General features: G+C 70.9%; 12 protein-coding genes and 1 riboswitch. Of the genes, 7 read left to right on the forward strand and 5 right to left on the reverse strand.

The features are described 5' to 3' along the window. Positions 1-21: 21 nt before the first annotated feature. A riboswitch (cobalamin riboswitch) is annotated at positions 22-176 on the reverse strand. 85 nt (positions 177-261) lie between these two features. Beyond that, entirely contained in the window at positions 262-609 is a 348-nt protein-coding gene (locus tag AC0699_RS06155) for a MerR family transcriptional regulator (RefSeq protein WP_478656402.1), read from the reverse strand. A gap of 136 nt (positions 610-745) precedes the next feature. Here AC0699_RS06155 and AC0699_RS06160 point away from each other — a divergent pair, with 136 nt between their 5' ends. Then, positions 746-1,816: an alkene reductase gene (locus tag AC0699_RS06160; RefSeq protein ID WP_478656404.1), complete on the forward strand. Its 1,071-nt coding sequence runs from the start codon at positions 746-748 to the stop codon at positions 1,814-1,816. A 111-nt stretch (positions 1,817-1,927) separates the two neighbouring features. On the opposite strand, the gene AC0699_RS06165 is transcribed toward AC0699_RS06160, so the two are convergent. Together AC0699_RS06165 and AC0699_RS06170 are read right to left on the reverse strand one after the other, a co-directional pair. Beyond that, the gene (locus tag AC0699_RS06165; protein ID WP_478656222.1) at positions 1,928-2,149 is read right to left on the reverse strand and encodes a hypothetical protein; all 222 of its coding nucleotides are present in this window, start codon (positions 2,147-2,149) and stop codon (positions 1,928-1,930) included. Positions 2,150-2,164: 15 nt separating this feature from the next. Continuing rightward, on the reverse strand, positions 2,165-3,373 hold the full coding sequence (locus AC0699_RS06170) for an inorganic phosphate transporter (protein WP_478656224.1): 1,209 nt from the start codon (positions 3,371-3,373) through the stop codon (positions 2,165-2,167). 379 nt (positions 3,374-3,752) lie between these two features. Here AC0699_RS06170 and AC0699_RS06175 point away from each other — a divergent pair, with 379 nt between their 5' ends. The 3 genes from AC0699_RS06175 (at position 3,753) to AC0699_RS06185 (ending at position 7,143) form a co-directional block, all read left to right on the forward strand. Continuing rightward, entirely contained in the window at positions 3,753-4,424 is a 672-nt protein-coding gene (locus tag AC0699_RS06175; RefSeq protein ID WP_478656227.1) for a class II aldolase/adducin family protein, read from the forward strand. A gap of 75 nt (positions 4,425-4,499) precedes the next feature. Next, positions 4,500-5,627 carry an alpha/beta hydrolase gene (locus AC0699_RS06180; RefSeq protein WP_478656230.1) on the forward strand — a complete coding sequence of 376 codons (1,128 nt, stop codon included), beginning with the start codon at positions 4,500-4,502 and terminating at the stop codon, positions 5,625-5,627. Between the two features lie 145 nt (positions 5,628-5,772). Further along, a complete protein-coding gene (locus tag AC0699_RS06185; protein ID WP_478656233.1) occupies positions 5,773-7,143 on the forward strand; it encodes a hypothetical protein in 1,371 nt (456 codons plus the stop codon). A 91-nt stretch (positions 7,144-7,234) separates the two neighbouring features. Here AC0699_RS06185 and AC0699_RS06190 read toward each other — a convergent pair whose 3' ends face one another. Together AC0699_RS06190 and ypfJ are read right to left on the reverse strand one after the other, a co-directional pair. Next, positions 7,235-7,639, reverse strand: a complete 405-nt coding sequence (locus tag AC0699_RS06190; protein WP_478656235.1) for a VOC family protein — start codon at positions 7,637-7,639, stop codon at positions 7,235-7,237. 73 nt (positions 7,640-7,712) lie between these two features. Further along, complete coding sequence (ypfJ, locus tag AC0699_RS06195; RefSeq protein ID WP_478656237.1) at positions 7,713-8,603, reverse strand: KPN_02809 family neutral zinc metallopeptidase; 891 nt, start codon at positions 8,601-8,603, stop codon at positions 7,713-7,715. Positions 8,604-8,852: 249 nt separating this feature from the next. On the opposite strand from ypfJ, the gene AC0699_RS06200 reads away from it, so the two are divergent. The 3 genes from AC0699_RS06200 to AC0699_RS06210 all read left to right on the forward strand — a co-directional run bounded on the left by AC0699_RS06200 (position 8,853) and on the right by AC0699_RS06210 (position 12,028). Next, positions 8,853-10,451: an ABC-F family ATP-binding cassette domain-containing protein gene (locus AC0699_RS06200; protein WP_453661358.1), complete on the forward strand. Its 1,599-nt coding sequence runs from the start codon at positions 8,853-8,855 to the stop codon at positions 10,449-10,451. Positions 10,452-10,875: 424 nt separating this feature from the next. Next, positions 10,876-11,097 (forward strand): helix-turn-helix domain-containing protein, encoded by a 222-nt coding sequence (locus AC0699_RS06205; RefSeq protein WP_018518904.1) that lies wholly within the window; start codon positions 10,876-10,878, stop codon positions 11,095-11,097. A gap of 139 nt (positions 11,098-11,236) precedes the next feature. Further along, the gene (locus AC0699_RS06210) at positions 11,237-12,028 is read left to right on the forward strand and encodes an enoyl-CoA hydratase/isomerase family protein (RefSeq protein WP_478656241.1); all 792 of its coding nucleotides are present in this window, start codon (positions 11,237-11,239) and stop codon (positions 12,026-12,028) included. Positions 12,029-12,057 lie beyond the last annotated feature (29 nt).

Here is a 12,057-nt window from a genome sequence, read left to right on the forward strand (position 1 = left end):
ACTCAGGGTCCGCGCCCTGGCTCGACGTGACCGGCGGGAGAGAGTTCCTGGCTTCGGGGAGCGTCCCGTTGAAGGGGGACGCGCCCGTGACAGTGGCGGGACCGCGCCGGATTCGCACCGGCTTCCTCTTCTGCCGCCGTAAATGGCTCCGGAAGTCCACCACGGGCTGAGAACACCCGTCAACTCGCCCTTGACCTGCGACGGGACAGTGTGCGGAGTCCCACACGGAGCCGCACGGAGTCCCACACGCGGGCGCGCGACCTAGTGCTCCGTCCCCTCGGCCGCGGCGATCACGGCGTCGAGCCGGTCCCGGGTGCTGACCAGTTCGCCGATCCGGTCGCCGATCCGGTCGCGTTCGGCCTTCAGCAGCGCCAGGGACTCCGGTGTGCTGACTCCCGTGTTGATGCAGGGAAGGAGCCCCCGGATCGTCTTGCTCGACAGCCCCGCGGCATACAGCTGCTGGATCAGGATGACGCGCTCGATCGCGCTCTCCGGATACCGGCGCTGTCCGCTGGGGCTGCGTTCCGACGCGAGCAGTTGCTGCTCCTCGTAGTACCGCAGGGCGCGCACGCTCACGGCCGTCCTGGTGGCGAGCTCGCCGATGCGCACATTGCCTCCCGATGCCTCCCCGGTGATCGGGACCCCACCGATGATCCGGACCACAGGACTTGCCTCTGACGTCAACGTCAGGTTTTAGCGTAACTCACGACCGGCCAGCACCTCCTCGAGAGCAAAGGGAATGACTGTGACCAGCCTGTTCGAGAGCTACCAGCTAGCAAACCTCCGACTGCCCAACCGGGTCGTGATGGCCCCTATGACCCGGGCTCGCGCCACACAGGACGGCATACCCGCCGCGTCGGCGGCGACCTACTACGCCCAGCGCGCCACCGCCGGCCTGATCGTCAGCGAAGGGGTGCAGCCGAGCCTGCAGGGGCAGTCGAACCCCAACACCCCCGGGTTGCACAGTGATGAGCAGGTCGCGGCGTGGCGGCCGGTGACCGACGCGGTGCACGCCAACGGCGGGAGGATCTTCGCCCAGCTCATGCACTCCGGCCGGGTCGCGCATCCCGAGACCGTCGGCCACCACCCCGTCGCACCGTCCGCGATCGCGCTGAAGGGCGAACTGTTCACCGGCCCCAAGGGACTCCTGCCCGCCCCCGTCCCCCGGGCCCTGTCGACCGACGAGGTCAAGCGCGAGGTGCAAGTGTTCGCCGACGCGGCGCGCCGGGCGATCGACGCCGGTTTCGACGGCGTCGAGCTGCACGGGGCGAACGGCTATCTGATCCAGCAGTTCCTGTCCTCCAACGCCAACCGCCGCACCGACGCCTACGGCGGCTCCATCACCGGACGCATCCGCTTCGCCGTCGAGGCGGTGGAGGCGACCGCCGACGCCATCGGCGCCGACCGTGTCGGCATCCGTCTCTCCCCCGGGGGCCAGGTCTGGGACATGGTCGAGGACGACGTGCCGCAGCTGTACGGGGCCCTGTTGGACGCGCTCGCCCCGATCGGTCTCGCCTACGTCCATACGCTGGTCACAGCCGAGGACGACGTGCTCATCGGGCTGCGCAAGGCGTGGCCCGGCGCGTTCGTCGTCAACCCGGGCGGGCAGATCGGCCCGAAGCCGACCGACAAGGCGCTCGGCGAGCACTGGCTCGCCCTCGGAGCGGACCTGATCAGCTACGGCCGCGCCTACCTCGCCAACCCGGACCTGGTGGAGCGGCTCCGTCTCGGACTCCCGCTGCGCGAGAGCGACCAGGAGACGTGGTACCAGGGCGGCGACACCGGGTACCTCGACTACTCCAGTCATCAACACTGACCTGCGCCGCGGCAGTAGCCGTGGGGGCCCGGCCTTCCGCGCTGCAACGGCCTTCGTCCGGTCCTCCGCCCCGGTGATGGGGCACAGGACCGGACGAAGCGGGCTGCCGGATCAGGCGACGATCAGGAAGATCCCGTACGCGACCGCCGCCGCGCACAGCGCGAAGCAGGCGTAGGCACCCGTGCGGGCCAGGACCGCGGAGCCTCCCTGCGCGGAGGCGGCTTCCTGCTTGGAGAGGCCCACGATGCCCAGGGTGAACAAGCCCACCAGGGCGACGGTGACGACGAGGCTCACGCCGAAGACGGAGCCGAGAGCTGCCCAGTCGATCTTCATGCTTTCGTTTCCTCCTTACACCGCGGCGGTGGGGGCGGGCTCGCCGGCGGGGGCGGCCGGGGCGGGGATGGTGACCTTCAGGCCGTCCAGCGCCGTGGCGCCTGCCTGCTCGGCGTCGGCGGCCTCGTCGTCGGTGACGTTCGTGTGGTCGACCGGCTTGCGGCGCGAGAGCGACCAGATCACAGCGGAGCTCGCGACCAGCAGCACGCCGACGGCGACGACGCCCCAGGTGCCCTGACTGGTCAGGAACTCGGCCCCGGCACCGACCAGACCGGCGGCCGGCAGGGTCAGACCCCAGGCGACGAACATCCGGGTGGCGGTGGACCAGCGGACCACGCCGCCCTTGCGGCCGAGGCCCGCGCCCATCACGGCCCCGGAGCAGGACTGGGTGGTGGAGAGCGAGAAGCCGAGGTTCGAGGAGGCCAGGATGACCGTCGCGGCGCTGGTCTGGGCGGCGAAGCCCTGCTGCGGCCGGAGGTCGGTCAGGCCCTTGCCCATGGTGCGGATGATGCGCCAGCCGCCCAGGTACGTACCGAGCGCGATCGCCAGGCCGGCGGAGACGATGACCCACATCGGGGGGTTCGAGCCGGGGGCGAGGACGCCGCCGGTGACCAGGGCCAGCGTGATGACACCCATGGTCTTCTGCGCGTCATTGGTGCCGTGGGCGAGGGAGACGAGGCCGGCGGAGGCGATCTGGCCGGCGCGGTAGCCCTTCGAGGTGGCCTTGTCGTCGGCCCTGCTGCCGATCTTGTACGTCAGCTTCGTCGCGAGCAGCGCGGCGAGACCGGCGACGATCGGCGCGGCGACGGCCGGGATCAGGACCTTGGTGACGATGGTGCCGCCGTTCACCGCCGAGAAGCCGGCGGACATCACGGCGGCGCCGATGAGGCCGCCGAACAGCGCGTGGGAGGAGCTGGACGGCAGGCCGAGCAGCCAGGTGAAGAGGTTCCACAGGATCGCGCCCACGAGCGCCGCGAAGATCACCTCCGTGCGGATGCCGCTCTCGTTGATCATCCCGCCGGAGATCGTCTTCGCGACCTCGACGGACAGGAAGGCGCCTACGAGATTGAGCACGGCGGACATGGCCACCGCCGTCTTTGGTCTGAGTGCACCGGTCGAGATGGTCGTCGCCATCGCGTTGGCTGTGTCGTGGAAACCGTTCGTGAAATCGAACACGAGAGCGGTAATGATCACGATCCCGAGGAGAAGCGTGATGTTTTCCATTTGCCCAGGCTTCTATTGGACGTCAGTGGCGCGCTGAACGTAGGCAACCTGGATGAACGGAAGGTGAACTGAGTCCGGCTTCGCAGTGTCGCCGGGTGAGTTTCCGTCACTCCGCTTGTGAAGTGGAGCGACGGAGGCGAAGCGGGGCGGGCAGCGGAAACCCGGCAGAACCGGCCCCAGTACGGCCGCTGGGGACATTTCGCCACCGCGCGGCGAACCCCCTCGGCTGCGCCGCGGATCCGTTGAAGAGATCCTGGTCACCCGGCAGGCTTCCGCCGCCGCTGTCGTACTGCCGGATCGTCCGGTACGACCGGCCCGCCGGCAGCGGGCCGCCTCGCCCGAGGACCGGTCCGGCAGGGCGGCCTGACAGGATCGCCCCATGACACAGCAGGGGCAGGAAGCGATTTCGCAGGCGTGGGCGGAGCTCGTGGCCACCGCCCGCAGAACCGCCGCCGACGGACTCGTCGTCGGGACCTCGGGCAACGTCTCCGTACGGGTCGCGACCGACGCGGGCGACATCGTCCTGGTCACGCCGAGCGGAGTGCCGTACGACCGGCTCGCCGCCGAGGACGCCGTCGGGGTCGGGCTCGACGGGCGGCAGATCCTCGGGAACCTCACGCCCACCAGTGAGCTGCCGCTGCACCTCGCGATCTACCGCGGAACGGACGCCGTCGCCGTCGTGCACACCCACGCCGTGCACGCCACCGCCGTCTCCACCCTGGTCAGCGAGGTGCCGCTGATCCACTACATGGCCGCGGCCCTCGGCGGCCCCGTCCGCGTCGCTCCGTACGCCCTGTACGGAACGGAAGAGTTGGCCGAGAACGTGCTCCGGGCGCTCCAGGACCGCACGGGATGTCTCCTCCAGAACCACGGAACCATCACTTACGGAAACTCACTCGACCAGGCCTACGACCGGACCGCCCAGCTGGAGTGGATGTGCCGGCTCTGGCTCGCCGCCGGCTCGCTGCCCGGCCGGGAACCCTCCCTGCTCTCCCGCTCCCAGCTCCAGGACGTGGCGGAGAAGCTCCGCGGCTACGGCCAGTCGCGCTGACGCCGGCCCCTGCGGCATCACCCGTGCCGTACCCGCCCACTGGCAGCCCGGCGAAGACGTACCGACACTGGAACGGTGCGCCCGGCTACAGCGACGGCAGCGGCCGTCACCACCCTGATCGGTATCGGCGCGGCCGCTTTCGCGGCCGGCCGGTACGCCAGCGACGCCGCGCTCAAGGCGTCCCCGGGACGGCCCCTGCCCGGTGAGTCCCGGCTCACGGTGCACGCCACCGGACCCGGCCGGATCACACTCACCCGCAGCCTCGTCTCCCTGCGGCCCGGTACCTACGGACTCACCGGCCCCGGTCTGCACGCGGTCGTGGGCCCCGTCCTCGACAATGTGCCGCACGCCGCGGACACCGTCGTCCGCCGGCTGGAGCGCGTCGAGCACGGCAGTCTCGACACCGGCACCAAGGTGCGGTTCACCCCGCAGGTCCACACCGGCAACCCGGCGGAAGCCCTGGGGATCGACCACGAGGACGTCGAGATCCCCGGTGAACTGGGCTCCCTGCCCGCCTGGCTCGTCCCGGGCCCCCGCTCCACCTGGATCATCGCGGTGCACGGCCTCGGCGCCACCCGGGAACACGCCATGAACCTCATGCCGTTCCTCGCCGAACGGCGCTTCCCCGTGCTGGCCCTGGCCTACCGCGGCGACCCCGGCGCACCGGGCTCCCCGGACGGCCTCGGCCACCTCGGCGACTCCGAATGGCGCGACCTCGACGCGGCCATCCGCTTCGCCGTCCGCGACGGCGCCGAGCGCGTGATCCTGCACGGCTGGTCCACCGGCGCCTCGATGGCTCTCCACGCGGCCGCCAACTCCGCGCTCCGGGACCGGATCGCCGGGCTCGTCCTGGACTCCCCGGTGCTCGACTGGGAGGCGACGCTGCGCGCCCTCGCCGCCGCCCGGCGCCTCCCGGGCCCCCTGCTGCCGCTCGCCGTGCACGCCGCCGAAGGCCGCACCGGACTGCACGCCGACCGGCTGAAGGCAGCCGCGGACCCGGACGCGCTGCGCGTGCCCACCATCGTCTTCCACGGCCCCGACGACACCCTCGCCCCGTGGGGGCCCTCCCGCGACTTCGCGGCCCGCCGCCCCGACCTGGTCACCCTCCAGACCGTGCCCCACGCCCCGCACGCCGCCATGTGGAACGCGGGCCCGGCGCGCTACGAGGAGGCCCTCCGCCGCTTCCTCACCCCCTTGATCTAGCCGCTTCCTCACCCCTTGATCTCGCGGTGAGCACGCTTGATCCAGTGGTGTTGCACGGCTGATCCAGCTGCCCGCAGCAGGCCCTTCCCAGGGGATCCCGCATTCCGATTGGGCTTTCGGGCCGACAGCGGGAAGACTGCTCCCCGTGACGTCCCGTAACCTGCGCGACTCCAGGCTCCGTCTTGTCCGCCCACGGCCCACCGCCACGGCGCGCCACGCCGTGACGAACCGGCGTACCCGACCTGCTCCGCGCCCGCCCGAGGGCACCCCGCCCCCCGCGGAACTGGCCCGCCAGGCGCGCGGAGTCCTCGCCGACGCGGTACGTGTCGCCCGCTGGGCGGCCGCACACAGCGCGGCGGGCGGACCCGCCGAGCGGGAACGGGCCGCCGAGGAGCTGGAACTGACGCCGGACCAGACACACGCGGGCTGGGACCGCGCCCGGCTCGCCGGACTCGTCGAACTGCACGGCGGGACCGCTCGCCCCGGCTGGCGGCTGAACGCATGGGACCGCGACGACACCGCCGTACTGCGCGGCTGGGTCGCCCTCTTCGACGCCTGGTCCCTCGTCCATCCCGCCCCCGCCGGCGTCGCCCCCGCCGCCGTCGCGGAGGTCGTCGAGGCCTTCCCCCAGGTGCTCTCCCTCCTCCAGCTCTCCGCGGGACCCGTGCTCGTGCCGGCCCTGCTCGATCTGCTCCAGCAGCGCGTCGCGGAACTCCGCGAGGAGCGCTGCGAAGTGCCTTACGGTCCGCAGTCCGGCCCGGCCGCGGCCGCGCCCGACGGCCCGCCCGCCGACGTCCCCCTCTCCGCCCTGCTCGACTGGGCCCTGGAGGGCCTGGCCGCCGTGGGCGCGCTGACCCTGGGCGAGGGCTGCGCCACCCTCACCCCGCTCGGCAACTGGGCGGTCTGGGTCAAACTCGAACAGATCTGCGTCGCCGCCCAGAGCCCCGCAGGCCATATCGAGCAGTCCGCCGAGGACATGCTCCGCGGCTGCGCCCGGCTCACCCCGGGACCCGCCCGCGCCGAGTACCGCGCGTGGCTCGCGGCCCGCACCGTCTCCAGCGCCGTCACGGAACTGCTCGCCGCCGCCCGCGGTGAGGACGCCCTGCTGCGCGGGCTCGCGTTCGAGGCGCTCCGCGTCGTCGGCGCTCCCGCTGAGGCCGGAGTGCGCGCCGCCGCCGAAGAGCCCTCCCTGCGGCCGTACGCCCTGCTCTGGCTCGCCGAGTACGAGGGAGCGGACCCGGAGGACGCCACCGAGGTGCTCACCCGCGAAGAGACGACCTGGCTCTGGGTGGACACCGCGGCGGCTGTGGCCGACCACGGCGAGAGCGCCCTGCTGGTCCGCCATCTCGACTCGGCGGTCCAGGGCACCGTCCCCGCACTGCTCGACGAGGTCAGAGCCGTCGGCCACCCTCGCACCGTGCAGGTCCTCGTGGCTCTCGCGGCCGCCCATCCCGACCCTGCGCTGGCCAAGGCCGTCCGCCGCGCGGCCTTCCAGGTGCACACCGGAGGAGCCTGACCGCGGGTCCGCCCGCGGGCGGACGCTCGCGAACGAGGACGAGAACGAACGAAGAGAGGAACGAGGACGAGGACGCGGAAGGGCGGGCGGTCTACGACTCCGCCGCCCCCGGCCTGTACGTCCCGAAGCTCCACACGTTCCCCTCCAGATCACGGCTCATGTACTCCCGGGAGCCGTAGTCCTGGTCGGTGGGCGGCATCAGGATCTCCACGGCGTGCTCCACAGCCCTGTTGTGATGCGCGTCGACATCGTCGACGTGGACGAACACACCGGCCGGCCCTGCCCCCTCCATCACCTTGCCGAACTCGCTGCCCGTGCCCTTGCTGCCCAGCATCACCATCCCGTTCCCGTAGGACAGCTCGGCGTGGACGACCTTGCCGTCCTCGCCCTCGTACACCGCGTTCTCGGTGAAGCCGAAGGCCTCGGTGAGCTGCTTGATCGCGGCCGTGGCGTCCGCGTACAGCAGCGTCGGACAGATGCCCGGTGCCTCCGCCATCTCGACCACTCCTTCTCCTCGCTCGACGACAGGAATGTGATCTGAGTCTCAGTCTGGCAGGGCCCACTGACAGTCAGCGGAAGGTGTTGCACCGGGCCATGTCGCCCGTGCGGTAGCCGTTGTAGAACCACTGCTGGCGCTGCGCCGCCGAACCGTGCGTCCATGACTCGGGAGTGACCCGGCCCTGCAGCTTCTCCTGGATCCGGTCGTCGCCGACCGACGCGGCAGCGTTCAGGCCGTCCTGGATGTCGGCGTCCGTCAGCCGCGTCAGCAGCAGACGCCCCGTCTTCTCGTCCGGGGAGGTCGTCGCGTGGCGCGCCCACACCCCGGCGTAGCAGTCCGCCTGCAGCTCCACGCGCACCGCGTTGCTGCCCGCACCCTGCTGCCTGTCCTGCGCCCGGGCCAGCGTGCCCGTCATGTTCTGGATGTGGTGGCCGTACTCGTGAGCGACGACGTACGCCTGCGCGAACGGGCCGCCGGTCGCCCCGAACCTGTCCCGCAGATCGTTGAAGAAGTCGAGGTCCAGATAGACCTTCTGGTCCGCGGGGCAGTAGAACGGCCCGACCTCCGCCGTGGCCGTGCCGCACGCGGTGGCCACCCGGCCCGTGAACATGACGGTCGTCGCGTTCATGTAGTTCCCGCCGCGCCGCGCGAGCTCCTCGCGCCAGAAGTCCTGCACGTTGTTGACCACCGCGACGATCCGGCAGTCCTCCCGAGTGTTCGCGTCCCTGCCCTTCATGCAGGTCCGGTCGACCTGCCCGGCGGACGACGCGTACGGCTCCGGGGCCGTGCCACCGTCCGTCAGCCCCAGCTGGTCCGGGCCCACCCCGAAGAGCAGGCTCAGGATCACCGCGATGACGCCGACAATGCCGCCCCCGATGGTGGCCCTCCCGCCCGGGACACGGTTGCGACGCACATCCTGGACCTCTGAAGTGTCCAGGTCGGCGTCGTCGTCGAACTGCATGTCCCGAGTATCGATCAGTGGGGTATGTCCCGCCCCTTTTGTCGCCCCGCTCGCCCCGGCTTGTCGCCCTGTTCGCCCCGGCCCCGGGGGAGCCCGCCCGCGGCCGCGACCGTGGGCAGCACCACAGAAAACCAGTTGCACAGTCCCGGTAGACTGGCCGTATGGCAATTCTCCTCATGGATTAGACGGCGTCGAAGCTTCCGCACGCCCCGTCGTCCTTCCGCCGTCCATCCGTTCTGGAGTCTTTCCGTGATCACCGCTTCCGGCGTCGAGCTGCGTGCCGGCGCCCGCGTCCTCATCGAGTCCGCCACCTTCCGTATCGCCAAGGGCGACCGCATCGGCCTGGTCGGCCGCAACGGAGCGGGCAAGACCACCCTCACCAAGTGCCTCGCCGGTGAGGGCATCCCCGCCGCCGGCCAGATCGCCCGCTCCGGCGAAGTCGGCTATCTCCCGCAGGACCCGCGCACGGGCGACCTCGACGTCCTCGCCCGCGACCGCATCCTCTCCGCGCGCGGCCTCGACGTCCTGATCCGCAAGATGCGTGAGAACGAGCAGCGCATCGCCAGCGGCAAGGGCGCCACGCGCGACAAGGCGATGAAGCAGTACGAGCGCCAGGAGACCGAGTTCCTGACGAAGGGCGGTTACGCGGCCGAGGCCGAGGCCGCCACCATCGCCGCCGCGCTCAACCTGCCCGACCGCGTGCTCGGCCAGCCTCTCCACACGCTCTCCGGCGGTCAGCGCCGCCGTGTCGAGCTCGCCCGGATCCTCTTCTCGGACGCCGACACGCTCCTGCTCGACGAGCCGACCAACCACCTCGACGCCGACTCGATCGTCTGGCTGCGCGACTATCTGAAGACGTACCGGGGCGGCTTCATCGTCATCTCCCACGACGTGGACCTCGTCGAGACCGTCGTCAACAAGGTGTTCTACCTCGACGCGAACCGCTCGACGATCGACGTCTACAACATGGGCTGGAAGCTCTACCAGCAGCAGCGCGAGGCCGACGAGAAGCGCCGCAAGCGCGAGCGTCAGAACGCGGAGAAGAAGGCCGCCGCGCTCAACGCCCAGGCCGACAAGATGCGTGCCAAGGCCACCAAGACCGTCGCCGCGCAGAACATGGCGCGGCGCGCCGAGCGGCTGCTCTCCGGCCTCGAGGAGGCCCGGGTCGCCGACAAGGTCGCCAAGCTGCGCTTCCCCGAGCCCGCGCCCTGCGGCAGGACGCCCTTGATGGCCGAGGGGCTGTCCAAGTCGTACGGGTCACTCGAAATCTTCACCGACGTGGACCTCGCCATCGACAAGGGCTCCCGCGTCGTCATCCTCGGCCTCAACGGCGCGGGCAAGACCACGCTGCTGCGCCTGCTCGGCGGTGTGGAGAACCCCGACACCGGCCAGGTCGTCGAGGGCCACGGCCTCAAGCTCGGCTACTACGCCCAGGAGCACGAGACCCTCGACCCGGACCGCACGGTCCTGGAGAACATGCGCTCCTCCGCGCCGGACCTCGACCTGGTCGAGATCCGCAAGACGCTGGGCTCCTTCCTGTTCTCCGGCGACGACGTCGACAAGCCGGCCGGGGTGCTCTCCGGCGGTGAGAAGACCCGGCTGGCCCTGGCCACGCTGGTGGTCTCCTCGGCGAACGTGCTGCTGCTCGACGAGCCGACGAACAACCTGGACCCGGCCAGCCGCGAGGAGATCCTCGGCGCGCTGCGCACGTACAAGGGCGCTGTCGTCCTGGTCACCCACGACGAAGGCGCGGTCGAGGCGCTGCAGCCGGAGCGGATCATTCTGCTGCCGGACGGCGTGGAGGACCTGTGGGGCGCGGACTACGCGGATCTCGTCGCTCTCGCCTGACCTTGTAGCTCCCGCCCCGGCCCTGTCGTTCCTGCCCGGCCCCGTCGCGCTCGCCCGGCCGGGCTGTCTGCGAGTGATCCAACCGGATTGATCCACTCCATATGGATCATTCGGCTCACGGGTGATCCTTCATCTGAGTGAGTGCGTCTCGTACCCCGGCGTGGCGGTCCGCTGAAACGGTCCGCCACGCCCGGGCAGGCATGCGGAACCGTCCGGTCCGGACGACTGTGGCCCTGACCTGGAATTTCGTCCTCTGGGGCGCCGAAACGTCACGGCGCCCTTACCCGGAATGTTTGATTCCGGAGGCGCTGGCGGCCTTGTGGCCGCAAAAGCTGGTCGCACAGACCTTGTCGAATGGGTGGCCATGAAGCCCTTGAGGGGTGATCATGAGAGTCCAGAGCGCACTTCCCATGAGGAGGCACGGGTGGCCGAGACTCTGAAGAAGGGCAGCCGGGTGACCGGCGCCGCGCGCGACAAGCTCGCGGCAGACCTGAAGAAGAAGTACGACTCCGGTGCGAGCATCCGGGCGTTGGCCGAAGAGACCGGCCGCTCCTATGGATTCGTCCACCGGATGCTCAGCGAGTCCGGAGTCACGCTGCGTGGACGCGGCGGAGCGACACGAGGCAAGAAGGCCGCCACGGCCTGACGCCAGACGATCCTGAGCGGCGTCTGAGGCCGGCCGGTTTCCGGTGTCGGCCACCCGGCCGATCGTGCGGTCGGCCGGGTGGTTACTGTGCAGTCGCTTAATCTGTGCTGCACTGACCGCACCGGAACCGGAGGCCCTCATGACTTCGCTCGACTCTGTGCTCGACAAGGACGGCGTACGGCTCACCGTCGATGACGCGGTGGCCACGGTGACCCTCACCAATCCGGCCAAGCGCAATGCCCAATCTCCCGCTCTCTGGCGGGCGTTGGCGGAAGCCGGGCGGTCGCTGCCGGGCAGTGTGCGGGTTGTCGTGCTGCGTGGCGAGGGCAAGTCCTTCTCCGCGGGGCTCGACCGGCAGGCGTTCACGCCCGAGGGCTTTGACGGCGAGCCGTCGTTCCTCGATCTCGCGCGCGGCTCCGACGAGGAGCTCGACGCCGTCATCGCCGAGTACCAGGACGCGTTCACCTGGTGGCGCCGCAACGACATCGTGTCGATCGCGGCGGTTCAGGGGCATGCGATCGGTGCCGGTTTCCAGCTTGCCCTCGCCTGCGATCTGCGGGTCGTGGCGCAGGACGTGCAGTTCGCCATGCGCGAGACCAGCCTGGGCCTGGTCCCCGATCTCACGGGGACCCACCCGCTCGTCTCGCTCGTCGGCTACGCCCGTGCGCTGGAGATCTGCGCCACGGGCCGGTTCGTCCACGCCGACGAGGCGCAGCGCATCGGCCTCGCCAACCTCGCCGTGCCCGGCGAGGAACTCGACGCGTCCGTACGGGACTTGGCCGCCGCGCTGCTTGCGGCGCCGCGTGATGCCGTGATCGAGACGAAGGCACTGCTGCGGGGCGCGCAGTCCCGTACGTACGAGGACCAGCGGACGGCCGAGCGGGCAGCCCAGGCCCGGCGCCTTCGCGATCTCGCGGGTCTCGCGGACTAGGGCCTGTCCGGGCGATCTTGTCGGGCCCC

Source organism: Streptomyces sp. NPDC043870 (assembly GCF_056435785.1).

What these genes read in the sequence shown, in the direction of transcription:
- AC0699_RS06165 (WP_478656222.1), bottom strand. Translation starts at nt 2,149, where the DNA reads ATGAAGATCGACTGGGCAGCTCTCGGCTCCGTCTTCGGCGTGAGCCTC.
- AC0699_RS06170 (WP_478656224.1), bottom strand. Translation starts at nt 3,373, where the DNA reads ATGGAAAACATCACGCTTCTCCTCGGGATCGTGATCATTACCGCTCTC.
- AC0699_RS06190 (WP_478656235.1), bottom strand. Translation starts at nt 7,639, where the DNA reads ATGGCGGAGGCACCGGGCATCTGTCCGACGCTGCTGTACGCGGACGCC.
- AC0699_RS06175 (WP_478656227.1), top strand. Translation starts at nt 3,753, where the DNA reads ATGACACAGCAGGGGCAGGAAGCGATTTCGCAGGCGTGGGCGGAGCTC.
- AC0699_RS06210 (WP_478656241.1), top strand. Translation starts at nt 11,237, where the DNA reads ATGACTTCGCTCGACTCTGTGCTCGACAAGGACGGCGTACGGCTCACC.
- ypfJ (WP_478656237.1), bottom strand. Translation starts at nt 8,603, where the DNA reads ATGCAGTTCGACGACGACGCCGACCTGGACACTTCAGAGGTCCAGGAT.